The following is a 24874-nucleotide window of genomic DNA, read 5'->3' as shown; positions in this document are numbered from 1 at the left end:
ATCTACAGGGGAGTCTGACCATGGCTGAACCTAGCACCCAAGGGCAAGCGCAACCCGGCGAGGCGTCGCTTGAAACGAGCGATTTCGCGAATCTGCTGCAAAAGGAATTCAAGCCGAAGAGCGAGAAGGCGAAGGAAGCCGTCGAGACGGCGGTGCGCACGCTCGCCGAACAGGCGCTGCGCGATACGAACGTGATTTCGGGCGATGTGCTCGCGACGATCGAATCGCTGATCGCGCAGATCGACGAGAAGCTGACCGCCCAGATCAATCAGATCATCCACTCGGAAGAGTTCCAGAAAGTCGAGAGCGCGTGGCGCGGCTTGCACTATCTGGTCAACAACACCGAGACGGACGAGACGTTGAAGATCCGCGTGATGAACGTATCGAAGGGCGATCTGTACAAGACGCTCAAGAAATACAAGGGCACCGCGTGGGATCAAAGCCCGATCTTCAAGAAGCTATACGAAGAGGAATACGGCCAGTTCGGCGGCGAGCCGTATGGCGCGTTGGTGGCCGATTATTACTTCGACAACGGCGGGCCCGACGTCGATCTGCTGACGCAGATATCCAGGATCTCGGCGGCCGCGCATGCGCCGTTCATCGCCGGCGCCGATCCCGCGGTGATGCTGATGGATTCATGGCAGGAGCTGGCCAATCCGCGCGACCTGACGAAAATCTTTCAGACGCCTGAGCATGCCGCGTGGCGCTCGCTGCGCGAATCCGAGGATGCGCGCTACGTCGGTCTCGCGATGCCGCGTTTTCTCGCGCGCGCGCCGTATGGCGCCAAGACCAATCCGGTCGAGGAATTCGATTTCGAGGAAGACACGGCCGGCGCGGACAGCGGCAAATACGCATGGGCCAATGCCGCCTATGCGATGGCGAGCAATATCAACCGCTCGTTCAAGATGTACGGCTGGTGTTCGCGGATTCGCGGCATCGAGTCGGGGGGCGCCGTCGAGAACCTGCCGGTGCACGCGTTCCCCACCGACGACGGCGGCATCGACATGAAGTGCCCGACCGAAATCGCCATTAGCGATCGCCGCGAAGCCGAACTCGCGAAGAACGGCTTCATGCCGCTCGTGCACAAGAAGAACTCCGATTTCGCCGCCTTCATCGGCGCGCAGTCGCTGCACAAGCCCGCCGAGTTCGAAGACCCCGATGCCACCGCGAACGCGAACCTGGCCGCGCGTCTGCCCTACCTGTTCGCCTGCAGCCGCTTCGCTCACTACCTGAAGTGCATCGTGCGCGACAAGATCGGCAGTTTCAAGGAGAGGGACGACATGCAGCGCTGGCTGCAGAACTGGATCCTTCAGTACGTCGACGGCGATCCGGCGCACTCGACGGAAGAGTCCAAGGCACGACGCCCGCTCGCGGCTGCCGAGGTGGTCGTCGAGGAAGTCGAAGGCAATCCCGGTTATTACACGTCGAAGTTTTTCCTGCGTCCGCACTACCAGTTGGAAGGCCTGACCGTATCGCTACGGTTGGTTTCGAAGCTTCCGTCCGCCAAGGCGGCATGACGGAAATCCCCATTCAGTGACGAATTGCTTTGAGCGGAGAAGAAGATGGCCATCGACATGTTCATGAAGCTGGGCGATATCAAGGGCGAGTCTCAGGACAAGACCCACAAGGAAGAAATCGAAGTGCTCGCGTGGAGCTGGGGCATGAGCCAGAGCGGCACGATGCACATGGGCACGGGCGGCGGCGCCGGCAAGGTGTCGGTGCAGGACCTGTCATTTACCAAATACAGCGACAAGGCGAGTCCGCCGATCATGGCAGCCTGCACCAAAGGCACGCACATCGACACGGCGTTGCTGACGGTGCGCAAGGCAGGTGGCGACAATCCGCTCGAGTACTACAAGATCACGTTGAACGGCGTGCTGATCAGTTCGTATTCGACCGGCGGCTCGGGCGGCGAAGAACGCTTCACCGAGAACGTCACGCTCAACTTCGAAAAATTCCATGTCGAGTACCAGCCGCAAAACGCGAAGGGCGAGAAGGAAGGCGGGGTGGTCGAAGTGAAGTGGAACATCCCCGCCAACGCGACTACCTGATCGGCTGAACGCAAAGGGCGACTGCACTGCGGCGGTCCTGCCGTCGCAGTGCGGCGGCGGGTGGGACGACTCGAGCCAGACCGGAGCGAACCGGCATGAACGCAGAAGAATGCTTGCGCGAAGGCGATCTCGACGGATGTCTGCGCGAATTGCAAAAACAGGTTCGCAAGGATCCGTCGAAAGCCGCCTATCGCGTCTTTCTATTCCAGTTGCTCGCGGTGACGGGCGCCTGGGATCGCGCATTGACGCAACTGAACGTCGTCGGCGAACTCGACGCGGCCGCGTTGCCGATGGTGCAAACCTATCGTGAAGCGTTGCAATGCGAGGCGCTGCGCGAAGCGGTTTTCAAGGGCGAGCGCGCGCCGCTGATCTTCGGCGAGCCGACCGGCTGGCTTGCGTTGCTCCTCGAGGCATTGCGGCTCGACACCGCGGGCGATAGCGGCGCGGCGGCCGCCGCGCGCGCGCGGGCGCTCGACGAGGCGCCCGCCAGCGCCGGCGCATTGAATGGCGAACCGTTCAGGTGGCTCGCCGACGCCGACAACCGGCTCGGCCCGACTCTCGAAGCCGTGCTGAACGGCCGCTATTACTGGATTCCTTTTTCGCGCATCAAACGGATCGAAATCGAGCCGCCGTCCGACCTGCGCGACCGCGTCTGGATGCCGGCCGTTTTCACGTGGGCCAACGACGGCCAGGCCGCCGGTCTGATTCCCGCCCGCTATCCGGGCACGCTCGCCGAGCCGAATCGAGCGTTGTGGCTCGCGCGCCTGACCGAATGGATCGGTGACGATCCCGTGCTCGCGCGGCCGGTGGGACAGCGTATGTTCGCCTCCGATGCGAACGACTACGCGCTCTTCGACGTGCGCACCATCGAACTGACGAGCGGCGACGCGCCTGCCGAACAGGACGGCGCGGCCGCTCCGGATCATGGCTGAACTGACCGCGCGTGATCGCCTGCAACCGTCGCTGCTCGACCGGCTGACCGATCTCGAACCGGAGGCGAAGCAGGAAGCGCGCGAGCGGCGCGTTCTGTCGATGCGTGCGCTGCGCGAGAGCGTGCAGCGCGACCTCGGTTGGCTGCTGAACGCGAATGGCCTCGCGTCGGTGCAGGATCTGAGCGGCTATCCGTATGTCGCGACCTCCGTGATCAATTTCGGCCTGCCGGACATCGCCGGCAAGACCGCCTCAGGCATCGATCCGTCGCGGCTCGAGCGGCTCGTGCGCGATGCGATCTGGGCGTTCGAGCCGCGCATTCTGCGCGACACCGTGCGGGTCAGTTCGATGCAACTCGAAGAGACGACCGGGGGGCGCCACAACACCGTGTCGTTTCTGGTGGAGGGCGATCTGTGGGCGCAGCCGTATCCGGAGCGGCTCTACTTCAGGACCGAACTCGACCTGGAAGTCGGCGAAATCCGCGTGATCGACCAGGGCGGGCCGCGCTGAAGCCATGAATCCAGACCTGATCAAATACTACAGCCAGGAACTGCAGCATCTTCGCGAGATGGGCGGCGAGTTCGCGCGCGAATTTCCGAAGATCGCCGGGCGCCTCGGACTGGAAAACCTCGAATGCGCGGACCCCTACGTGGAGCGTCTGCTCGAAGGCTTCAGTTTCCTCGCGGCGCGCGTGCAACTGAAGATCGACGACGAGTTTCCGCGCTTCACCCAGCATCTCGCGGAGCTGGTGTACCCGCATTACCTCGCGCCCACGCCGTCGATGGCCGTGGTGCAGATCCAGCCGGACCTGACCAGCTCCAATCTCGCGGACGGCGTGCGGGTTCCACGCGGCAGTACGCTGCGCAGCGTGCTCGACAAGAACGGCTCGACGCGCTGCGAATACCGCAGCGCGCACGAACTGACGCTTTGGCCGCTCGACATCACGGAAGCGCGGTTTTTTACGCACGCGGGCTCGCTCGGTGGCATCGACAGCGCGCTGCCGGCGAGCATGGCGGCGGGCGCCGCTGTCAAGGCCGGCCTCAGGCTGCGCCTACGCGCCACCGCTGGTCTGAGAATCAACCAGCTGAAACTCGACCGGCTGACGCTGTATCTGCGCGGCGCGGACGGGATGGCCACGCGTATCCACGAGCGTCTGCTCGGTTCGGTGAGCGGCGTCGTCGTGATGCCGGCCAAACGTCCGGCGTCCTGGCATGTGCAGTTGCCGGCGAGCGCGCTGCGGCCGCTCGGGTTTGCCGACGATCAAGCATTGCTGCCGGTCAGCCGACAGTCGTTCCAGGGCTACCGGCTGTTGCAGGAGTATTTCGCGTTTCCGCAGCGCTTCATGTTTCTCGCCATCGACGGTTTGCACGCGGCGTTGCGGCGTTGCGCGGACACCGAAATCGAAGTCATCGTGTTGCTCAAACGCGGTGATCCGCTGCTCGAACAATCGCTCGATGCCAATAATTTCGCGCTGCATTGCACGCCCGCGATCAATCTCTTTTCGCGGCGTACCGATCGCATCGCGCTGTCGGACGAACAGTTCGAATATCACGTGGTGGCCGATCGCACCCGGCCGATGGACTTCGAGATCTATCAGATCGAGAGTGCGACCGGCTATAGCGCGGGCGCCGGCGGCGAGCAGCGCTTCGAGCCGTTCTATCACGCGCGCGATCTCGGCGCCACCTATCGCGCCGGCGCGTACTACCAGGTGCGCCGCGAAAAACGTCTGCCGTCGGCGCGTCAGCATGAGCGCGGCCCGCGCACGAGCTACCTCGGCAGCGAGATGTTCATCGCGCTGGTGGACGCGAGCAACGCGCCGTTTCGCGCTGACCTGCGGCAACTCGGCTTGCAGGTGCTGTGCACGAATCGCGACCTGCCACTGACGATGCCGGTCGGCGTCGGCCCCGCCGATTTCACGCTCGATGTCGAAGCGCCGGTGCAGAGCGTGCGCTGCGTGAGCGGCCCGAGCCGGCCGCTGCCGTCGTATGCGCACGGGGCCGTGGCGTGGCGGCTGTTGAGTCACCTGTCGTTGAACTACTCGTCGCTGCTCGATAACGATGCACAGGAGGGCGCCCGCGCGCTGCGCGATCTGCTGAGTCTCTACTGTCCCGCCGACGAGATCGCGAGTCAGCGGCTGATCGAGGGCGTGCGCTCGATCGATTCGCGCTCGGTGACGCGACGCTTGCCGGGCGCGGGACCGATCGTATTCGGCCGCGGTCTCGAAGTGACGCTGACGCTCGACGAAGCCGCGTTCGAAGGCGCCGGCGCGTTTCTGCTCGGTGCCGTGCTCGCGCAATATTTCGCGCAATACGTATCGATTAACTCGTTCACCGAGACCGTCGTGAAGACGCTGTCGCGCGGCGAGATCATGCGCTGGCCAGCGAGGGTCGGACAATGCCGGACGCTCTGACACTGTTGCGCCGGCTCGAAGACGATGCGCGCCGCTTCGACTTCTTCCAGGTCGTGCGGCTGCTGGAGAACGCGTACGCGGACAAGCCGCGCGTCGGCGAGTCGATGCAGCCGCGCGACGATGCGATCCGTTTCGTGCAGGAGCCCGAACTGGTTTTCCATCCGACGACGCTCGGTGACTTCACCCCGGCCGGCGAGCATCACGCCGCGCGCCTCGCGGTCAAGTTCTTCGGCCTGCTCGGGCCGCATGGTCCGTTGCCCACCCATCTGACCGAGTACGCTCGCGACCGCGCCCGCAACGCGAACGATCCGACCTTCGCGCGCTTTCTCGATGTCTTTCACCACCGGATGGTGTCGCTGTTCTATCGCGCGTGGGCCAATGCGCAACCGGCCGTGAGTCTCGACCGTCCGGGGCGCGATCGCTTTTCCTTTTATGTCGGCAGCGTGTTCGGGCTGGGCGAGCCGACGCTGCGCGAGCGCGACGCGGTGCCCGATTTCGCCAAACTGCACTTCGCCGGATTGCTGGGCGGCCCGACCCGTCCGGCCGCCGGTTTGAGACTCGTGCTGGCGCGTTTTTTCAACCTGCCGGTCGACATCGAACAGTGGGTCGGCCATTGGATGACGCTGCCCGCGAATTCGTTGTTGCGCCTGGGCGCAGCGGACGGTTCGGCCGCGCTCGGCGTGTCGACGCTGCTCGGCGCGCGCGTCTGGGATTGCCAGCATAAATTCCGCATCGTCATCGGACCGTTGAGCCGCGCTGATTACGAGCGCTTCCTGCCGGGCGGCGAGAGTCTGAAGCGCCTCGTCGACTGGGTGCGCAATTACGCGCGCGACGGGCTCGATTGGGATCTCCGGCTGGTGCTGAAACAGGAGGACGTGCCACGCCTGAAGCTCGGGCGCCACACGCGGCTCGGTTACACCACGTGGACGCTCGGCCACCCGGCGCGCGGCGATCAGCGGCAGCTGGTGTTGCGGCCGACCGGCCCGGACGGCCGTTCACGGATTGCCGTGGCGGCCCGCGAGGCGTCCGCGGGGGCGCCGCCATCGACATCATCGAGGGAATAGAAAAATGGCCGAGATCAAACGGGCAGCGTTGTTCGGCAAGCTGAACAAGCTCGGATTCCGTGCAATCGAGAGCGCGAACGTGTTTTGCAAGTTGCGCGGCAATCCTTATATCGAACTGTCGCACTGGTTCCACCAGATCCTGCAACTGCAGGACTCCGACCTGCACCGCATCATCAAACACTACGGGCTCGAGCCTTCCGCGTTGGCGCGCGATCTGACCGAAGCGCTCGACCGTCTGCCGCGCGGTTCGGCTTCGGTGACCGACATCTCGTCGCAAGTCGAGGAGGCGGTCGAACGTGGCTGGGTGTTCGGCTCGCTGATGTTCGGCGAGTCGCAGGTGCGCACCGGCCATCTGGTGGTCGGCCTCCTGAAGACGCCGTCGCTGCGCAACGGGCTCTACGGCATCTCGCGTCAGTTCGAGCGCATCAAGCTCGATTCGCTCGTCGACGAATTTCACGGCCTGCTGCGCGAGTCGCCGGAAGCGGCGATGAGCGCGAGCGATGGTTTTCAGGCGGGCGGCGCGCAGCGCGAAGGCGGCGACGCGGACACCACGGGCGGCCCGGTGCCGGCCGCCGCGCTGGGCAAGCAGGAAGCGCTGCGGCGCTTCACCACCGATCTGACCGAACAGGCGCGCAACGGCAAGCTCGACCCGATCGTCGGGCGCGACGAGGAAATTCGCCAGGTGATCGACATCCTGATGCGCCGCCGCCAGAACAATCCGATCCTGACGGGCGAAGCGGGCGTCGGCAAAACCGCGGTGGTCGAAGGCTTCGCGCAGCGCATCGCGGCGGGCGACGTGCCGCCGTCGCTGCACGACGTGCAGTTGCGCACGCTCGACGTCGGTCTGTTGCAGGCGGGCGCGAGCATGAAGGGCGAGTTCGAGAACCGCTTGCGGCAGGTGATCGAGGAAGTGCAGGCCTCGGAAAAGCCGATCATCCTGTTCATCGACGAAGCGCACACGCTGGTCGGCGCGGGCGGGGCGGCCGGCACCGGCGACGCGGCGAATCTGCTGAAGCCGGCGCTCGCGCGCGGCACGCTGCGCACGGTGGCCGCGACCACGTGGGCCGAATACAAGAAGCACATCGAGAAGGACCCCGCACTGACGCGGCGCTTCCAGGTCGTGCAGGTCAGCGAGCCGGACGAGACCCGCGCGATCCTGATGATGCGGGGTGTCACCTCGACGATGGAGCAGCACCACAAGGTGCAGGTGCTCGACGAAGCGCTCGAAGCCGCGGTACGTCTGTCGCATCGCTACATTCCGGCGCGGCAGTTGCCCGACAAGGCGGTCAGCCTGCTCGACACCGCCTGCGCGCGCGTGGCGGTCAGCCAGCATGCGACGCCTGCATCGGTCGACGATTCGCGCAAGCGGATCGTCGCGCTCGAAACCGAGCTGACGATCATCGGCCGAGAAAGCGCGGTGGGTGTCGACACGCGGGAGCGTGAAGCCGCCGCGGCGGAAAAGCTCGCCGCCGAACAGGCGCGTCTCGCCACGCTCGACACCCGCTGGCAGGCGGAAAAACAACTGGTGACGCGGATTCTCGCGCTGCGCGCGCAACTGCGCGGCGAGACCGGCAAGGTGGAAGGCGCGGCGCAAGCCAGCAGCACGAACGAAGCGAACGAAGCGAACGAAGCTGCGAACGGAACGGTAGACGAAACAGCGGCCACCGGCGCGACTGACAACCCCGCCAGCGACACCGCGACGCGCGAAGCGCGGCTCGCCGAACTGCGCGAGTTGCAGGCGCAGCTCGCGCAGCATCAAGGCGAAGATCCTCTGATCCTGCCGACCGTCGACCAGCAGGCGGTCGCCTCCGTCGTGCAGGACTGGACCGGCATACCGGTGGGCCGGATGGTCCGCAACGAAATCGAAAACGTCCTGAAGCTCGCGGAGAACCTGAACCGGCGCATCATCGGCCAGGCTCATGCGACGGAGATGATCGCGCGGCGCATTCAGACTTCGCGCGCGGGTCTCGACAATCCGAACAAGCCGATCGGCGTGTTCATGCTCGCTGGCACCTCCGGAGTCGGCAAGACCGAGACCGCGCTGGCGCTCGCCGAGGTGCTGTATGGCGGCGAGCAGAACGTCATCACGATCAACATGAGCGAGTATCAGGAAGCGCATACGGTGTCGTCGCTGAAGGGCGCGCCGCCCGGCTACGTCGGCTACGGCGAAGGCGGCGTGCTGACCGAGGCGGTGCGCCGCCGTCCATACAGCGTGGTGCTGCTCGACGAGGTCGAGAAGGCGCATCCCGACGTCCACGAGCTGTTCTTCCAGGTGTTCGACAAGGGCTGGATGGAAGACGGCGAGGGCCGCGTGATCGACTTCAAGAACACGCTGATCCTGTTGACCACCAATGTCGGCACGGATCTGATCACGAGCTTGTGCAAGGACCCGGAGCTGATGCCGGAGCCGGAGGGTATTGCGAAAGCGCTGCGCGAGCCGTTGCTGAAGGTGTTTCCGCCGGCCTTGCTCGGGCGCGTCGTGGTCATTCCGTACTTTCCGCTGTCCGACGAGATGCTCGGCGCGATCATCCGGCTGCAGCTCGGCCGGATCGAGAAACGCATCCGCGTGTCGCACAAGATTCCGTTCAGCTACGACGACGACGTCGTGAAGCTGATCGGCAGCCGCTGCACCGAACTCGAAAGCGGCGGACGCATGATCGACGCAATCCTGACCAACACGCTGTTGCCGCGTATCAGCACCGAGTTTCTGACGCGCATGATGAACGGCAGCCCGGTCACGAAAGTGCAGATCGGCGCGCGCGACGGTGAATTTCTCTATACGTTCGATTGATCGAAAGGGGAGGATGCCTTCTTATGCCGCAACAAGTCAGCATGGGCGCGACGCTGCAATGTTCGTTCGGCGCGGCGCCTTCGACGCTCGTGGTCTTGCCGGTCAACCGGGTGATGGGCGAAGGGCCGCCCGCGGCCAACATCATGGATCACATTCCGCTCGTCAACATCATGCCGTTCGGCGTGTGCAGCTCGCCCGCCAATCCGACCGTCGCCGCCGCGACGGCGGCGGCGTTGGGCGTGCTGACGCCGATGCCGTGCATTCCGGCCACCATGACGCCGTGGACGCCGGGCGCGCCGACCGTGCTGCTCGGCAACCAGCCGTCGCTCGACAACGTGTCGACCTGCATGTGCAACTGGGGTGGCGTGGTCACGATCGTCAATCCGGCGACAGTCAAGACGATGATTCCGTGACATGACCACGCAAAACCCGAACCGACACATCACCGTCAGTTGCGCGCCTGCCGGCGAGGATCTGCTGTTTCTGCATCTGGGCGGCACCGAGGAGTTGGGGCGCCTGAGCGAATGGCGGCTCGATCTGCTTGGCAAGCGCAACGATCTGCAGGCCGGCGATCTGCTCGGGCATGACATCTCGATTGCGCTGTCGTTGCCGGAGGACGGCGAGCGGCAATTCAACGGGATCGTCACGGCGTTCCGGATCGTCGCACCGGGCGACAACACCCGCAACCGCATGGCGCGCTATGAAGCGGTGGTGCGTCCGCGGCTGTGGCTGCTCACGCGCGCGTCGCACAGCCGCTTTTTCCATGAAAAGAGCGTGCTCGATATCGTGACCGGCGTGCTGCAGGACTACAACATCGACGTCAGCAATAAATGCCAGGCGACCTATCCGCCGCTGCAGCACTGCGCGCAATACCGGGAGACCGATTTCGCCTTCGTGAGCCGCCTGATGGAGCACGAGGGCATGTACTACTACTTCGAGCACAAAGGGGGCAAGCACACGCTGGTGTTGACCGATTCGAGCGACGTTCACGGACCGATCGAACACTATGCGTCGATTTCGTACGATGCGTGGTACGAGCCTTCGAACGAGAAGGAATGCGTGTATGCGTGGAGTTCGGGCGCGGAATTGCAGACCGGCAAGTACGAAGTCAACGACTACGATTTCGAAAAGCCCACCTTGAGCAATCAGCAAGGCCTGCTGTCGCGCGCGACGCGGCCGAAAGTGTACGATCCGCCGGTGTACGCGATGCAGGAACATCTGAGCGGCCACGCGCAGTCCAGCGATGGCGACCGCTATGCGAAGGTCGGCATCGAGATCCGTCAGGCGCGCAACGACAGCATTTCGGGCCGATCGAGCGCGCGCGGCATCTGGCCGGGCGGTCAGTTCAAGCTCGAAAATCACGCCTGCGATTCGCAGAACCACGAGTATCTGGTGGTCAGCGCCGCGTACGAGATCAATTCGGATGTCTATGTGTCGACGGTGCGCCACGATCCTTCGCTGCCGCTCTTCGACTGCGCGTTCACCGCGTTGCGCAAGGAAAACCACTTCCGCTCCGAGCGGCTGACGCCGCAGCCGGTCGTGGCGGGCCCGCAGACCGCCATGGTGGTCGGCCCGGACGGCGAAGAAATCCTCACCGATAAATATGGCCGCATCAAGGTGCAGTTTCATTGGGAGCAGTTCGCTCCGCCGGCCGATGCCGACGCGCGCATGAAGCGGTGCTGGGTGCGGGTGTCGCAGAGCTGGGCCGGCAAACGCTGGGGCACGTTCTTCTTGCCGCGGATCGGTCAGGAGGTGGTCGTCGAGTTCGTCGAGGGCGATCCGAACCGGCCGCTCGTGACCGGTTGCGTCTACAACGCGAACACGATGCCGCCGTACGAACTGCCGGCCAATCAGATGTTCTCGACGCTGAAGAGCCATTCGACCAAGGGCGGCAGCGGTTTCAACGAAATGCGTTTCGACGACGACAAGGGCAGCGAGCAACTGTTCTTCCACGCCGAGAAGGACCACGAGACCTGGGTCAAGAACGACATGCTGAGTAACGTCGGCAACGACCGGCATCTGAAAGTGACCGGCAACGAGTTCGTGGCGATCACCGGTGCGCGCCACGACGCCGTGACGGGCGACCAGAACGCCCAGGTCGATGGCAACGCGTCGCTGAAGGTCGGGCAGAAGTTGCAGGAAAAGGTCGGCATGGACTATGCGATTGACGCCGGCATGAATATCCACATCAAGGCCGGCATGAACATCGTGATCGAAGCGGGCGCGAGCATTACGCTGAAGGCGGGCGGCGCCTTCGTGGTGGTCGGGCCGGTCAGCGTGGCGGTGTCGGGCACACCGATCCTGCTCAATTCGGGCGGCTCGGCGGGCTCCGGCAGCGGCTCGTCACCGACCGCGCCGAGCGCGCCCAAAGACGCCGACGACGGAACCAAAAAAATCAAATCGTGAGTGATGCACCTGACCGCTCGTGGGGAGCCAAGTGAACTATCCGATTCTTTCGCTGCGGGTTGCGCGATTCAACGACGAGACGCTGGCCGAGCCGATCGCGATCGCGTTCGGCCCCGCCGGAGGCACGATTGGCCGGGCCAACGACTGCACGCTGGTGCTGCCCGATCAACAACGCGCGATCTCGCGCGTTCACGCGCGCGTCGAGTTTCGCGGCGGCGACTATCTGCTGTGCGATCTGGGCAGCAATCCGAGCGTGCTGAATCAGCGCGCGTTGGGCGGCACGCGCGAGGCGAGGCTCGCGGACGGCGACCGTCTGCTGATCGGTCCGTATCTGCTCGAGGTGTCGATCGGCGAGCAGGCGGCCGGCGTGCGCGGTCTGACGGGCGGGCGTGATCCGCTGAGTGCCGCGCAGGTGCTCAGTGGACCGTTGCCGGCCGATTCGCAAGGCGACGCGTTGCGGATCGGCGCGCTCGATCCGCTCGGCCAGCCGGGCTTCGGCGAACCGCAGCGGATCTCGTCGGGTCCGGGCTTTGCGGGCTCGGAAAGCGATCATGTGTCGCCGGAGTTGCAGGCGTTTTCGGCGCCGCAAGCGTCCCGGCCCGACCCCGGCCGGCCTGCCACACCCACGGGGGGCATTCCGGCGGACTACGACCCGCTCGCGGATGCGTTGGCGCAATGGGAAACGCCCGGGCAGGCGGGCAGCGGCTCGCCGGCCGCGCCGCATCCTGCGCACGAGTTGCCGGGGTGGCCCACTGCGCCCGCGCCGGCGGCCGCGCCTTTGGGCGGCCCGACCGGCTTGCCGCCGGGATTGCTCGATCCCGGCGCGGCAGGGTCGGCGGCGACACCGTTCGATGATCTGTTCGGGATCCCGACAACGCCGTCGACGCAGTTTGCGCCACCGACCCCTTTGGCTCCCGTGGTGCCGGTGGTCGTGCCGGTGGTCGCGCCGCAGGCCGCCACCGCGCGGGTGGCTGTGCCTGGCGCGGCGCCGGGGCCGTCGTCCGCTGCGCAGCCCGCGTTGGAGCCCGTGGCGCAGCAGCTTCAGCAGCCGGTTCCGTCCGCGGGCCCGATCACGTCAGCGCCTGCCGCGCCGGCGCCGATCGCCCAGCCGGCCCCGGTTCGCCACGCGGCCGCCGCCACTTCCGCGAGCCAGAACCCAGCCACCCTGCAGGCGCTGCTCGAAGGCCTCGGCCTCGATCCGTCGCGCGCGCCGAACCTGCCCGAAGCGGAGTTCGCGCGTCTGATCGGCACGATGCTGCGCGACGCGCTGCGCGGCACGATGGGCGTGCTGCGCGCGCGCTCGATGACCAAACGCGAAGCCCGTCTCGACACGACGATGATCGTCGCGCGCGACAACAATCCGCTCAAGTTTTTCCCGGACGTCGACAGCGCGCTGGCGCAGATGCTGACTGGCCGATCGGCCGGCTATCTGCCGCCCGACGAGGCGCTCAGGCGCGCCTTCGACGATATCGAGGCGCACGAGCTCGCGGTGCTCGCCGGCATGCGCGCGGCGCTCGCGCACGTGCTCGGACGCTTCGATCCCGCTTCGATCGAAGCGCAGCTGAAAGACTCCGGTGCGCTCGAAAAAGTGCTGTCCAACCGCAAGGCGAAACTGTGGGATCTGTTCGTCGCATTGCAGGGCGCCGTCGCGCGCGAAGCCGACGACGATTTCCAGAAGCTCTTCGGTCAGGCGTTCAATGACGCATACGAGGCCCAGATCGACGAACTGCGCGCGGCCCGCGAGCGTCAGCCGAAGCATCCCGCCGATCCCACCTAGAAACGTTTGAACGAGACAACATGTCCTGGAACAGCAAAGTCATCTGGTCGGAGGGGATGTTTCTGCAGCCCCAGCATTTGCAGCAGCACGACCGCTATCTGCAGCGGCAACTGGAGACGCGCGCCGCCGGCCTGCGTCCGTACAGTTGGGGCTTTACCGCGCTGGAGATCGACGAGTCGCTGCTCAAGCTCGGCAAGCTCGCGCTGCTGTCGTGCTCCGGCGTGATGCCGGACGGCACACCGTTCGATCTGCCCGCCGACGATGACTTGCCCGAGCCGCTGGAGATTCCCGAAGGCACGCGCAACGTGCTGGTCCAACTGGCGCTGCCGGTGCGCAGGCCGGGTGTCGCCGAAACCGGCAACGACGCCAGCGAGGAGAACTTCGCGCGACACCGTGTCGCCGAATTCGACGTCAGCGACAGCAACGATCCTAATGCCGGCGCGGCGTTGCTGCAGATCGGCAAACTGCGCGTGCGTCTCGCGCTCGCCCCCGAAGTGGCGAATGCCTACACGACGCTCGGCGTCGCGCGCGTGCTCGAACGGCTGCCCGACAACCGCGTCGTGCTCGAAAACGACTACAGCCCGCCGTGTCTCGACTATCGGGTGGCGCGCCGTCTCGCGGCGTTCGTCGACGACCTCGTGGGCCTTCTGCATCAGCGCGGCGAAGCGCTGGCCGGACGGCTCGCACAGCCCGGCGTGACGGGTGTCGCGGAAGTGGCAGATTTCCTGTTGCTGCAGTTGATCAATCGCCACGAGCCGCTGGCCGCGCATCTCTCGACGATGACCGGTCTGCATCCCGAGGCGCTGTACCAGGCGGCGGTGCAGTTGGCCGGCGAGCTGGCGACCTTCAGCCAGGCGTCGAAGCGGCCGCCGGCGTATCCGGTGTATCGCCATGAGTGGTTGCGCGAAACCTTCGCACCGGTGATCGACGACATTCGCGCGTCGCTGAGCATGGTGATGGACCCGCACGCCGTGGCGATCCCGCTCGAAGAACGCAAGTTCGGCTTGCGCGTGGCGATCGTGCCGGACAAGACGCTGTTTGCCGGCGCCACCTTCGTGCTCGCGGTACGCGCGCAAATGCCGGCCGAGCACATCCTGACCGGCTTCGCGCCACAGGTGAAGATCGGCCCGATCGAACGCATTCGCGATCTCGTCAATCTGCAATTGCCGGGCGTCGGCCTGCGCGCGTTGCCCGTGGCGCCCCGGCAACTGCCGTTCCATGCGGGCTTTACCTACTTCGAACTCGATCGCGGCAACGAACTGTGGAAACAGTTCGCGAATTCCGCGGGCATGGCGTTGCACGTCGCCGGCGACTTTCCCGGACTGACGATGGAGTTCTGGGCAATTCGCCGCTGATGCATTGATTGAGGAAGTTCATCGTGAGTCCAGACGAACCGCGTGGCCCCGCCGACGATCCCGGCGCGACGATTCTGATTCCGACACCGGGCGGCGCGCGGGCGGCGTTCATGGCGGCCGCGGCAACGCCCGCGCCGATGCTGCCCGGCGGCGGCGGTCTGAATCCGCTGTTGCGCGCGGCCAACCCGCTGATCGAACTGGCGCTGCCGTTGCGGCAGTTGCCGACCCATCCGAATGTGGAAGACCTGCGCAACCAGCTGATGCAAATGGTGCGCAGCTTCGAGACGCAAGGCCGCGCCAACGGCATCGACGACGAGAAGCTCGGCGCCTCGCGCTATTGCCTGTGCACGTTCCTCGACGAAGCGATCGCCAGCACGCCATGGGGGGCGGGCTTGTGGGGCAGCCGCAGCTTGCTGGTGACATTCCACAACGAGGCCTCGGGTGGCGAGCGCTTTTTCCTGATCCTGCAGCGTCTCGCGCAGAACCCCGCGGGCAATATCGACGTGCTCGAATTGATCTACGTGATTCTCGGCCTCGGTTTCGAAGGACGTTACCGTCTGATCGACGGTGGCCGCACGCAGCTCGACACGATCCGCGAACGCCTCGAACAGATGATTCGCGGACAGCGCGGCGCGGCCGAACGCGATCTGTCGCCGCACTGGCTGCCGGTCAAGGTCGAACGCAAGCCGTTGCTGCAACTCGTGCCGTTGTGGGTGGCGGCGGCAATCGCCTGCCTCGTGCTGGTGATCGTCAATCTGGTGTTGAGCTTCAGGCTCAACGACATGTCCGACCGCGTGTTCGAAGCGCTGCACGCGATCCGCGTCGCGCCGGCTCCGGTGCTTGCGTCGAAGCTGGCGGCGGCGCCCAAACCTGCGCCGAAGCTAGCGCAGTTCCTCGCGCCTGAAATCGCCCAAGGCCTCGTGCGGGTCTCGGAGTTGCCCGACCGGACCGTCGTCACGATCAATGGCGACGGCCTGTTCGGCTCGGGCAGCGCCGATCTGGCCGCGGGTTTCGTCCCGCTCATCCAGCGTATCGGCGACGCGTTGAAGGAAGTGCCGGGCAACGTGGTGGTCGCGGGTCACACGGACAGCCAGCGAGTCTTGTCCGCGCGCTTCCCGTCGAACTGGCATCTGTCGCAGGCGCGCGCCGAAGCGGTGCGCGACATGCTCGCGTCGCGGGCCGGCAACCCAGCCCGCTTCAGCGCCGAGGGGCGCGGCGACGCCGAGCCGATCGCACCGAACGACACGGCCGCGAATCGTGCGCGCAACCGCCGCGTCGATATCACGGTGCTGGCGCCGGGAGCGGCATCGTGAAGGCCTTCGGGATGAGTCCGTCGCGGGTGGCACAGGGGAGCCGGGTATGAAAATCTTTGGCTGGCTCAGACGAGCCATCGTGCTGTCGTTGCTCGGCGTGCTCGCGCTGTCGCTGATCGTGTGGGTCGAGGGGCCGCTCGTCGCGTACGCGGGTCATGAGCCGCTCGAAAGCAACAGCAGCCGCTGGGCCGTGATCATCGTGTTGCTGCTGGTGTGGGCGGTGTACTGGAGCGTGCGCTGGATCGCGGTGCGTCTCGCCAACATCCAGTTCACTCGCGTGGTGGCAGAGGGACCGGCCGAGCCCGCGCCCGGCAAGAAAGAATCCGAGGCCGACATCGCCGCGTTGAAGCAGCGTTTCGAAACTGCCATGGCGACCTTGCGCAAGGCGCGGGTCAAGGGGCGCTTCGGTAGTCAGTACGTGTACCAGTTGCCGTGGTACATGTTCGTCGGCGCGCCCGGCACGGGCAAAACCACCGCGCTGTTGAACTCCGGACTCAAGTTTCCGCTCGCCGAGCGGCTCGGCAAGCAGTCGATCGGCGGCGTGGGCGGCACGCGCAATTGCGACTGGTGGTTCACCGACGATGCGGTGCTGCTCGATACCGCGGGCCGCTTCACCACCCAGGATAGTTTCGCCGAAGCCGATCAGGCCGCGTGGGCCGGCTTCCTGCAACTGCTGCGCAAGTATCGGCCACGCCGGCCGCTGAATGGCGTGATCGTGGCCTTGTCGACGCGCGACCTGCTGCAACTGTCCGACACGCAACGCGCGCAGCAGGCGCAAGCCGTGCGCGAGCGTCTCAGGGAACTGTACGGCAAGCTCGGCATGCGTTTTCCGGTCTACGTGATCGTGACCAAATGCGATCTGCTCGCGGGTTTCGCGGAATTCTTCGACGACCTCGGCCGCGACGAGCGCGAACAGGTCTGGGGCATGACGTTCCCGTTCACCGAGCGAGGCTCACCGGACGACGCACTGGCCGCATTTCCCGCCGAATTCGACGCGCTGGAAAAGCAGCTGCAAGCCCGCGTGCTGAACCGTATGCAGCGCGAGACCGATGTGCGCCGGCGTGCGCTCGTCTATGGATTTCCGCAGCAGTTCGCGGGTCTGCAAGCCGTACTGAAAAGCTTTCTCGACGAAACCTTCAGTACCTCGCGCTTCGAGGAGTCCGCGTTGCTGCGCGGCGTGTATTTCACGAGCGGCACCCAGGAAGGCCGGCCGATCGATCGCGTGATGAGCGCGGTCGCCTCGGCGCTCGGCTTCCAGCAACAGGTCGTGTTGCCCGATCCGGCGAGCGGGCGCGCTTACTTCATCACGCGGCTGCTGCGCGGCGTGATCTTCGAGGAAGCCGGCCTCGCGGGCGTGAACCAGAAGCTGGAGCGGCGCCGCGCCTGGTTTCAGCGCGCCGCGCTGGCGGCGATCGGCATCGTCACGGTGCTGGCGCTGGTTCTGTTCTTCGTCAGCTATCAGCGCAATCGCGCTTACGTCGCCGATGTTCGACAGCACGTTGCCGGGTTGCAGAAGCTCGCGCAGACCACCCAGCCGGGCGACAACCCGCTTGCGCTGCTGCCGCTGCTCAATGCCGCGCGCGACCTTCCCGGCGGTTATGCGGACCGCGACAGGAGCGTGCCGTGGCTGTCGCGCCTCGGCCTTTATCAGGGCGACAAGCTCGGCCTCGAAGCGCAGACCAGTTATCGGCGGCTGTTGCGGCAGACTCTGTTGCCTCTGGTCGTGAGCCGCATGGAAGAAGAATTGCGCCGCGGTGACGCGAACAATCCCGACTTCCAGTACGAAGTCTTGCGCGCATATCTGATGCTGGGCGATTCGCTGCACTTCGACGCCGACTCGGTGCGCTTGTGGGCCGATGTCGATTGGCGCCGCGGGCCGTTGCGCGATGCCAGCGACGATCAGCGCAACGATCTCGACGGCCATCTCGCCGCGCTGTTCCAGCCGGCGCGCTTCGATGCGTCGCTGCCGCTCGACAAGGATCTGATCGCGCAGGCGCGCGCGACGCTCGCCAAAATGCCGCTGACGCAGCGTCTGTTCAACCGCGTCAAACGCGATCTCGAACAGAGCAGACTGCCGGAGTTCAGCGTCGCCGACGCGGCCGGGCGCAATGCCGCGCTGGTGCTCGTGCGCAAGAGCGGCGCGCCGTTGACGCGCGGTGTTTCAGGCGCGTACACGCGGGCCGGCTATCAGAAGTTCGGCCAGTTGCGCGATGCGGCGGTGATCGATATCGCGAAGGACGATTGGGTGCTCGGCCGTCAGGAATCGGTATTGACGCCGAACGGTATCGAGGATCTGAAGGCGGGCATCACCCGGCTTTACTACGACGAGTACATCCGCCAGTGGGACGCGTTGCTCAACGATATCGACGTGGTGCCGTTCGACGGCGTGCAGCAGGGGGCACGCGTGGCGAATGTGCTCGCGGCGTCCGACTCGCCGCTGCGCTCGCTGATGCTGGCCGCGGCGCAGGAAACCACGCTGGGCAGCACCAAAACGGGCGGTTCGCTGACGGAGCAGGGCGTTGCCGCATTGACCAACAAGCTCGATGCGGCCAAAAAACGCCTCGAGAGCGCGCTCGGCAACCAGCCGGAAGACGCGGCACCGCCCGCGCCGGCCGAACTCAATCCGGTCGACGCGCATTTCCAGGCGCTGCACGAACTGGCCGGCAAACCCGGCGCACCGGGCCCGGCTCCGCTGGACGCGCAACTCGCCGCGCTGAAGGACGCCGCGACCTATCTGGAGGCCGCGGACTCGGCGCGCCGTCAGGGCTTGCCGCCGCCACCCGGCGATGCGTTGAACAAGCTCAAGCTGGTGGCCCAGGGGTCGCCGCCGCCGCTCGCGACGGTGGCCACCAGCGTCGCGAGCGGGGCGGGGTCGCTGATGGTGGGCGGCGAGCGGGCGCGCCTGAACGCGTTGTGGCAGGCGAACGTGGCGCAGCTGTGCCGGCAGGCACTCGACGGTCGCTATCCTCTCGTGCGCGGCTCGACGCGCGACGTCGCGCCCGACGATTTCGGCAGACTGCTGAGCCCAGGCGGCCTGATCGACGATTTCTTCCAGAAGAATCTGGCAACGATGGTCGACATGTCGGGACCGCAGTGGAAATGGCGCAGCGGCGTCGATACGCTCGGCATCCCGGTCGACGTGCTCGGCCAGTTCCAGCGCGCCGCGCAGATCCGCGACGCGTTCTTCCGGGCCGGCGGCCGGGACGTGTCGGTGCGCTTCACGGTGAAGCCGCTCACCATCGATCCATCGATTAGCCAGTTCACGCTCGACATCGATGGGCAGCAAATGGTCGTCAAACCCGACACGCCGCAATCGATGGTGTTCCAGTGGCCGAGCGGCAAGGGCACCGGCCAGGCGCACGTCGAGTTCACGCCGGCGGGCAGCACACCGGCGGCGCGCGCCGACGGACCGTGGGCACTGCTGCATCTGATGGACGACGCGCGTCTGCAACCCACCGCGCAACCCGACCGCTTTCGCCTGAGCTTCGACTCGGATGGCCGGCGCGCGGAGTTCGAACTGGCAGCCAGCAGCATCGTGAATCCGTTTCGCCGTGCCATGCTCGAGCAGTTCCGCTGTCCGGATCGGCTATGAGCGGCGAGCTTGCGCAGGAGCCGACATCCGGGCCCGGCTTCTTCGGCAAGGTGCGCACGCATGGCGACTTCGTGGGACGGCGCTTGCCAGTCGAGTTCGTCACGCGCTGGGATGAGCGCTTGCAGGAAGGCATGTTGCTCGCGCGGCAGCGCTTTGGCGCGCAGTGGCTGGAACTGTATCTGAATGCCCCGGTGTGGTGTTTCGTGCTGGGCGCGGGTCTGTATGGCCCGAGCGCGTGGGCGGGTGTTCTGACGCCGGGCGTGGACCGTGTGGGGCGCTATTTTCCGTTCACGATCGCAGAGGCGATCGACGGCGCCGAACTCGCACGGCGACTGGCCGATGCGCAAGGATGGTATGACCGCCTGGTGGCGCTCGCATTGTCGACACTGACGCAGGAATTCGCCCTCGATGCTTTCGACGCGGCGTTGCGAGCCGAGAGCCTGTTCAATGGGGATCGCGCATCGATGCCGTGGCGGCTCGCCATCCCTGATGCGGCCGACGGCGGATTCGCCGCCTTGCTCGAACAGACCGTCGCAATGGGACACGCGCTCTGGTGGAGCGACGGATCGCCGGCCGTGCCGGCTTCGGCGAGAATTTCCGCGGGCACGACGACCGGCTTGCAGTTCGCGAGTCTGCTCGACGTCGGCACGCAAGAGTGGGATTCGGTGATCGACGTAATTGCGAACCCGGGCGCACAGCAACGGCATCACTGACGTCGCCGCCGCGGGTAAGGGTAAGCGTTTCAAATTGACTTCCCATCATTCGTCTTTAAAGGATGAGGCTGTCATACGCCGGTTCCCGCCGGTGTTCGCCGACGGTCCGTAAAGGGGCGCTGGCGGCCTCACCGCAACTCCATTCTGCGGAGATCGCCGTATGTCACGCCTGACCCATCCGTCTTCCGCACGACGCATTCCGGGCGGCGTTCTGTCCGCCACGCTGTGCTTGCTCGCATTGCTGTGCACGGCCTCGCGCGCAGCCGAACCGGTCCTGAACGAGCAGGACATCAACGAGCAGTCGGTGACGCGCGCGCTCGAACCCGACCAGTCGAGCGAGTCGGGCGAGAACGTCGTGACGCGCGGCTTCGTGCTGTCGAACAAGCCGCCGTCCGCCGCGCCGCGCCCCGCGCCCGCGAGAAAACCCGCCGCGCAAATCCTGATCACGTTCGCCACCAATTCGGCCACGCTCACCGACAGCGCGAAGGCCGCACTCGACAAGGTCGCCGGTGCATTGCAGTCGGAGAAACTCGCGGCGTACCGGTTTCGCGTCGAAGGGCACGCCGATCCTCGCGGGTCTCCCGATGCCAACATGAAGCTCTCCGAAGACCGTGCGGCCGCGGTGGTCGCATATCTGACGCAGAAAGACGGCATCTCGGCGGAGCGGCTATCGTCGCTCGGCAAAGGTTCTTCCGATCCGTTGAACAAGCGCAATCCGACGGCGCCCGAGAACCGTCGGGTGACGATCGTCACGGTCACGGATTAGGCGCTGTCGAGGTTGCCGCCGATGACACGTTATCGCGTGTATTGCAACGTGGCGACGGGCGCGGCGCTGCTGTTCGCGTGCGTCACCACGATCGCGCTCGCCGCGGGTCCGCAGGACTCGAACAACGCCGCCGACAGACCCGCGGCCGTCGACGACGACACCGGAGCGGTGCGCTTGCCGCTTGCCCGGCTCGCCGCCGCGTTGGCCCCCGACGCGCGCCTGCAACTGTTCACCGTGACGGACCAACCCGGCCTCCATGTGATGCAGGCGGCCAGCCTCGAGCAACAGGGCGCGATGTTCACGCGCGTGGTGGCATTGCTCGAACGCCGCGATATGCCTCGCGACCGCGTGGTGTCGGCGGCGGCCATCGCGGCTCACGCGCGGCGCTTTGGCACCGACCCCGCCGGGCTGACGGCGGGCAACAACTTCAGCACGGAGGAGTTGGCGCATTTTTTCGAACTCGCGCGCGAGCAGGGCGTGGTGCTGAACCAGGGCGAGCGCACGTTGCAGACGATTCTCGTGCGATGGCGTTTGATTCGCGAGGAGCAGGGGATCTCGAAAGCGACGAACGCACACGATTTTCTGATCACCATTCCCGGGCTGGGTCGCGCGCCAGGCGGCGAGATGATCGACGCCACCGTCAGGGCCGCGATCCTCAGTCACGAATTAGGCCATTGGCGGTACTTTTCGGACGGCGCATACGCACATGCGTGCCGCGCGTTCTGGTGGCAGGTATTGAGCTTCGAGGAACGCGCGGAGTTGACCCGGCAACTGGAGAATCTCGGCTACGACCCGAGCGACCGGATCGTGATCGATGAGATGCAGGCCTATTTGCTGCATACGCCTGCGCGCTATATGCCGATCAGCGACACGCCGGGACCTGGCGGCGTCGATGTCGGCAAGGTGCGGCGGCGCTTGCAGGAGGCGGTCGCGAGAGCGAGCGGATAGCAAGGACGAAGCGAGCCGCGCGAATCGCGCGACACACGCTGTCGAGGTGACGCATGACGGATTACGCAGAACCCAACCGCATTTTGCCGCGCCTGTCGCACGCGCATGCGACCGCTGCGTTTAGCGACGAGGTGGCCCCGCTGCTGGTCGACCTGTGGGCTGATGATTATGTTCGGCGCGTGGCATCGTGCGAATTGCTCGAAACTTCCATGGGTCAGTTTTCATATCTGTTCGATATGACGACCGAGCGCCTCGTCGCGGTGTGGGGAATCAGTCAGGGAAAGAGTACGGTGCCGCGCAAGGAAATCGCGACGCGGATGCGCGGACATCCGCTCGCCAACGGCGGGACCTATCACCGGGGGCACGCCATTGCGCACACGCTCGGCGGCTCGACCGATATCAACCTCGTGCCGCAGCTGGGCAAGATCAATTCGGGGCCGTTCCAGGCGTTGGAACGACTGGCGGTCAGCCATGCGGGAGCGCTTTACTTCATCTACTAGCTGTACGGGCCGGGCAATAGTCAGGTGCCCGTTGGCGTGGAGCAGGGGCTTCTGATGCCGGGGGCGACTGCGTGCACGTTCAAGCTGGCGACGTTTGGGAATTGAGGCAAGCGCGGCGGTCCGCAATAAACGACGCTATGCGCGTCTTTTTGAAAGCCGCGCGCCGCGATTGGGGAAATACGCCGTGTGTCGGCCTTCGTCGGTTAACCCCTCGACGAATCGGACCGTCTACGATAAACAGTACCGCAGACACCGACGTAACGGACCCCGATGATGCCATCCGCTCGCCGTTTCCTCGTCATGCTGGCCTCAGCCTTCCTGCGCGCACGCGCGGGCGGTGCGCTGGCGCTGTTTGCGTCGGCGGTGCCGCTCGTCCACGCGGACGTGGTCGTCTCGTTCGCCGAGAGTCCCGTGTCGGTGATTCGCGGCGCCTCGCTGTATCGGACGGGCGAGGGCGCCAGGCTGCGCGACGACGACATCATCGAAACCGACGCCGGCAAATCCGCGCAGCTCGAAGACGGTGCGGGGACGCTGATCGCGCTCGGGCCGCAAACGCAAATACTGCTCAAAACGCCGTCGGCGTCGCACAATGCCGCGGCGGGACCGCTGCGAATCACGATGCTGAGCGGCTGGCTCAAGGTTGGCTGCAACGTGAGCGCAGGCGCGCAACCGCCGCTGTCGATCGAGCTTCACGGCCTCGACATCAAACCTTCAGGCAATGGTCCGTGGTCGGTCGTCGCGATGACCACCGGCGAGCGCGCCGCAATCTTCGCGGAGTCCGGGGATGACGCGATCGTCGTCGTTCGCGCCCCTGCCCAGGCGCCCAGGCAGATCCTGCACGCGGGCCAGTACCTCGAGCGACATGCCGACGGGCCCCTGCGCGCGCAAGCCCGGCCATCCGCAGAGTTCATCGGCACGATGCCGCCAGGCTTTCGGGACGCGCTGGTCGGGGTGGCGGGACGGCTCGCGAGCAGGCACGAACTTGCCGCGCCACTGCGCGCCGTCGATTACGCCGACGTCTCCGACTGGCTCACGAGCAGCGTCAGCGAGCGTGCCACCTTCGTCAAACGCTTCGTGCCGCGCCTGAAGACAGCGGCCTTCCGCGCGCAGGTCGACGCCCATCTGGACGTTTTGCCGGAATGGCGGCCGATATTGCATCCGCCGCCACCACGCCCGGCGAGCGAGCCACACAAAAGGCCCGCGCAAGCGCCGCCGCTCGCGCGTCCGCAATCCGGCGCCGGATCGTTGTACCGGGACAAACCCACGCCGGACGACGCCGACGACGCGCATTGACATACCATGCACCACCAGGCGTTGACTCCCTTGCAACCATTCGCGTGGAGCGGCCATGAACCTGTCGTTGACTCTGAAATTCAATCTCGCCTTCCTCGTCGTGTTCGCCGCGGGATTCGCCGCGACGGGTTTCGTGGCCGACCGGGTGTTGCGGGAAAACGCCGTGCAGACGACCGTGCGCGACGCGAGCCTGATGATCGAAGCCGCTACCGCGGCGCAGAACTACACGTCCGATCAGGTGACGCCGCTGCTTTCCACGCAGATCAAATACGCGTTCGTCCCGCAGTCGATTCCCGCGTATTCCGCCGTCGAGAGCCTGCTCGCGATCCAGAAGAAGTTTCCGGGCTTCTCGTACAAGAGCGCGATGCTCGATCCGACCAACCCGCGCGACCGCGCCACGGACTGGGAGACCGATGTGATCCGGCGCCTGCATGACCACCCCGAATTGCCCGAACTGATTGGCGAACGCGCGACGCCGTCGGGCCCCAGCCTGTACATCGCGCGGCCCACCCGCATCGACTCGGCCGCGTGCCTCGAATGCCACAGCACGCCCAGCGCGGCGCCGCGCACGATGATCGACAAATACGGGCCGGCGAACGGCTTCAACTGGCCCCTGCATGAAACGATCGGCGCGCAGGTCGTGTCCGTGCCGATGTCGCTGCCGCTGGGACAGGCGCACAGCGTCTGGCGCACGTTCATGCTGTCGTTCGCCGCGGTGTTCGGATGCGTGCTGATCGCGCTGAACCTGATGGTGCATTTCCTCGTGACGAAGCGGCTCAAGGCTTTGTCGCGCGCGGCCGACGAAGTCAGCCTCGGCAAGCTCGACACCGCATCGTTTTCGACGCGCGGCGGCGACGAAATCGCCTCGCTCGCGGTCTCGTTCAACCGCATGAAAACGAGTCTCGTCGAAGCGCTGCGGATGCTGGGGGCGTAAGCTGGTGTGATCGGCCAGCGCCCCTCGACCG

19 protein-coding genes are annotated in these 24874 nt (G+C 65.8%); all 19 read left to right on the top strand.

The window, feature by feature from the left end:
* Positions 1-20 precede the first annotated feature (20 nt).
* The 19 genes from tssC (at position 21) to F6X39_RS08460 (ending at position 24843) form a co-directional block, all read left to right on the top strand.
* A complete protein-coding gene (gene tssC, locus F6X39_RS08550; protein ID WP_187616311.1) occupies positions 21-1517 on the top strand; it encodes a type VI secretion system contractile sheath large subunit in 1497 nt (498 codons plus the stop codon).
* A 45-nt stretch (positions 1518-1562) separates the two neighbouring features.
* Positions 1563-2051 carry an Hcp family type VI secretion system effector gene (locus tag F6X39_RS08545; RefSeq protein ID WP_184031795.1) on the top strand — a complete coding sequence of 163 codons (489 nt, stop codon included), beginning with the start codon at positions 1563-1565 and terminating at the stop codon, positions 2049-2051.
* Between the two features lie 95 nt (positions 2052-2146).
* Positions 2147-2983 (top strand): type VI secretion system accessory protein TagJ, encoded by an 837-nt coding sequence (locus F6X39_RS08540; protein WP_187616310.1) that lies wholly within the window; start codon positions 2147-2149, stop codon positions 2981-2983.
* Positions 2976-3491, top strand: a complete 516-nt coding sequence (tssE, locus tag F6X39_RS08535) for a type VI secretion system baseplate subunit TssE (protein ID WP_187616309.1) — start codon at positions 2976-2978, stop codon at positions 3489-3491. Before F6X39_RS08540 ends, tssE begins: the two co-directional genes overlap by 8 nt.
* Positions 3492-3495: 4 nt before the next feature.
* Complete coding sequence (gene tssF, locus F6X39_RS08530) at positions 3496-5391, top strand: type VI secretion system baseplate subunit TssF (RefSeq protein WP_184066347.1); 1896 nt, start codon at positions 3496-3498, stop codon at positions 5389-5391.
* Entirely contained in the window at positions 5376-6455 is a 1080-nt protein-coding gene (gene tssG, locus F6X39_RS08525) for a type VI secretion system baseplate subunit TssG (protein WP_187616308.1), read from the top strand. The genes tssF and tssG overlap by 16 nt, the downstream gene beginning before the upstream one ends.
* A gap of 4 nt (positions 6456-6459) precedes the next feature.
* A complete protein-coding gene (gene tssH, locus F6X39_RS08520; RefSeq protein WP_187616307.1) occupies positions 6460-9246 on the top strand; it encodes a type VI secretion system ATPase TssH in 2787 nt (928 codons plus the stop codon).
* A 23-nt stretch (positions 9247-9269) separates the two neighbouring features.
* Positions 9270-9659 carry a DUF4280 domain-containing protein gene (locus F6X39_RS08515; RefSeq protein ID WP_018422989.1) on the top strand — a complete coding sequence of 130 codons (390 nt, stop codon included), beginning with the start codon at positions 9270-9272 and terminating at the stop codon, positions 9657-9659.
* A gap of 1 nt (position 9660) precedes the next feature.
* Positions 9661-11652, top strand: coding sequence for a type VI secretion system Vgr family protein (locus tag F6X39_RS08510; protein ID WP_187616306.1), 1992 nt, complete (start codon positions 9661-9663; stop codon positions 11650-11652).
* Positions 11653-11683: 31 nt separating this feature from the next.
* Complete coding sequence (tagH, locus tag F6X39_RS08505; RefSeq protein WP_187616305.1) at positions 11684-13429, top strand: type VI secretion system-associated FHA domain protein TagH; 1746 nt, start codon at positions 11684-11686, stop codon at positions 13427-13429.
* A 20-nt stretch (positions 13430-13449) separates the two neighbouring features.
* The gene (tssK, locus tag F6X39_RS08500) at positions 13450-14784 is read left to right on the top strand and encodes a type VI secretion system baseplate subunit TssK (protein ID WP_187616304.1); all 1335 of its coding nucleotides are present in this window, start codon (positions 13450-13452) and stop codon (positions 14782-14784) included.
* Between the two features lie 23 nt (positions 14785-14807).
* On the top strand, positions 14808-16097 hold the full coding sequence (locus F6X39_RS08495) for a DotU family type VI secretion system protein (RefSeq protein ID WP_187616303.1): 1290 nt from the start codon (positions 14808-14810) through the stop codon (positions 16095-16097).
* 46 nt (positions 16098-16143) lie between these two features.
* Positions 16144-19689, top strand: coding sequence for a type VI secretion system membrane subunit TssM (gene tssM, locus F6X39_RS08490; RefSeq protein ID WP_187616302.1), 3546 nt, complete (start codon positions 16144-16146; stop codon positions 19687-19689).
* Positions 19686-20402 carry a type VI secretion system-associated protein TagF gene (gene tagF, locus F6X39_RS08485; RefSeq protein WP_187616301.1) on the top strand — a complete coding sequence of 239 codons (717 nt, stop codon included), beginning with the start codon at positions 19686-19688 and terminating at the stop codon, positions 20400-20402. The genes tssM and tagF overlap by 4 nt, the downstream gene beginning before the upstream one ends.
* Positions 20403-20562: 160 nt before the next feature.
* The gene (locus tag F6X39_RS08480) at positions 20563-21168 is read left to right on the top strand and encodes an OmpA family protein (RefSeq protein WP_187616300.1); all 606 of its coding nucleotides are present in this window, start codon (positions 20563-20565) and stop codon (positions 21166-21168) included.
* 21 nt (positions 21169-21189) lie between these two features.
* Positions 21190-22116, top strand: coding sequence for a hypothetical protein (locus F6X39_RS08475; RefSeq protein ID WP_187616299.1), 927 nt, complete (start codon positions 21190-21192; stop codon positions 22114-22116).
* A 53-nt stretch (positions 22117-22169) separates the two neighbouring features.
* Positions 22170-22616 (top strand): DNA/RNA non-specific endonuclease, encoded by a 447-nt coding sequence (locus F6X39_RS08470; protein WP_222945154.1) that lies wholly within the window; start codon positions 22170-22172, stop codon positions 22614-22616.
* 270 nt (positions 22617-22886) lie between these two features.
* Positions 22887-23909: a hypothetical protein gene (locus tag F6X39_RS08465; protein ID WP_187616298.1), complete on the top strand. Its 1023-nt coding sequence runs from the start codon at positions 22887-22889 to the stop codon at positions 23907-23909.
* Between the two features lie 55 nt (positions 23910-23964).
* The gene (locus F6X39_RS08460) at positions 23965-24843 is read left to right on the top strand and encodes a DUF3365 domain-containing protein (RefSeq protein ID WP_187616297.1); all 879 of its coding nucleotides are present in this window, start codon (positions 23965-23967) and stop codon (positions 24841-24843) included.
* The last annotated feature ends 31 nt before the right edge of the window (positions 24844-24874 follow it).

The organism is Paraburkholderia sp. UCT2 (assembly GCF_014397665.1).
Classification (GTDB): domain Bacteria; phylum Pseudomonadota; class Gammaproteobacteria; order Burkholderiales; family Burkholderiaceae; genus Paraburkholderia; species Paraburkholderia tuberum.
This window is presented reverse-complemented; position numbering and strand designations above follow the sequence as displayed.

Excerpts from the sequence above, each read along its gene's own strand:
- tssC (WP_187616311.1), top strand. The coding sequence starts at position 21 with ATGGCTGAACCTAGCACCCAAGGGCAAGCGCAACCCGGCGAGGCGTCG.
- F6X39_RS08545 (WP_184031795.1), top strand. The coding sequence starts at position 1,563 with ATGGCCATCGACATGTTCATGAAGCTGGGCGATATCAAGGGCGAGTCT.
- F6X39_RS08540 (WP_187616310.1), top strand. The coding sequence starts at position 2,147 with ATGAACGCAGAAGAATGCTTGCGCGAAGGCGATCTCGACGGATGTCTG.
- tssE (WP_187616309.1), top strand. The coding sequence starts at position 2,976 with ATGGCTGAACTGACCGCGCGTGATCGCCTGCAACCGTCGCTGCTCGAC.
- tssF (WP_184066347.1), top strand. The coding sequence starts at position 3,496 with ATGAATCCAGACCTGATCAAATACTACAGCCAGGAACTGCAGCATCTT.
- tssG (WP_187616308.1), top strand. The coding sequence starts at position 5,376 with ATGCCGGACGCTCTGACACTGTTGCGCCGGCTCGAAGACGATGCGCGC.
- tssH (WP_187616307.1), top strand. The coding sequence starts at position 6,460 with ATGGCCGAGATCAAACGGGCAGCGTTGTTCGGCAAGCTGAACAAGCTC.
- F6X39_RS08515 (WP_018422989.1), top strand. The coding sequence starts at position 9,270 with ATGCCGCAACAAGTCAGCATGGGCGCGACGCTGCAATGTTCGTTCGGC.
- F6X39_RS08510 (WP_187616306.1), top strand. The coding sequence starts at position 9,661 with ATGACCACGCAAAACCCGAACCGACACATCACCGTCAGTTGCGCGCCT.
- tssK (WP_187616304.1), top strand. The coding sequence starts at position 13,450 with ATGTCCTGGAACAGCAAAGTCATCTGGTCGGAGGGGATGTTTCTGCAG.
- tssM (WP_187616302.1), top strand. The coding sequence starts at position 16,144 with ATGAAAATCTTTGGCTGGCTCAGACGAGCCATCGTGCTGTCGTTGCTC.
- tagF (WP_187616301.1), top strand. The coding sequence starts at position 19,686 with ATGAGCGGCGAGCTTGCGCAGGAGCCGACATCCGGGCCCGGCTTCTTC.
- F6X39_RS08480 (WP_187616300.1), top strand. The coding sequence starts at position 20,563 with ATGTCACGCCTGACCCATCCGTCTTCCGCACGACGCATTCCGGGCGGC.
- F6X39_RS08475 (WP_187616299.1), top strand. The coding sequence starts at position 21,190 with ATGACACGTTATCGCGTGTATTGCAACGTGGCGACGGGCGCGGCGCTG.
- F6X39_RS08470 (WP_222945154.1), top strand. The coding sequence starts at position 22,170 with ATGACGGATTACGCAGAACCCAACCGCATTTTGCCGCGCCTGTCGCAC.
- F6X39_RS08465 (WP_187616298.1), top strand. The coding sequence starts at position 22,887 with ATGATGCCATCCGCTCGCCGTTTCCTCGTCATGCTGGCCTCAGCCTTC.
- F6X39_RS08460 (WP_187616297.1), top strand. The coding sequence starts at position 23,965 with ATGAACCTGTCGTTGACTCTGAAATTCAATCTCGCCTTCCTCGTCGTG.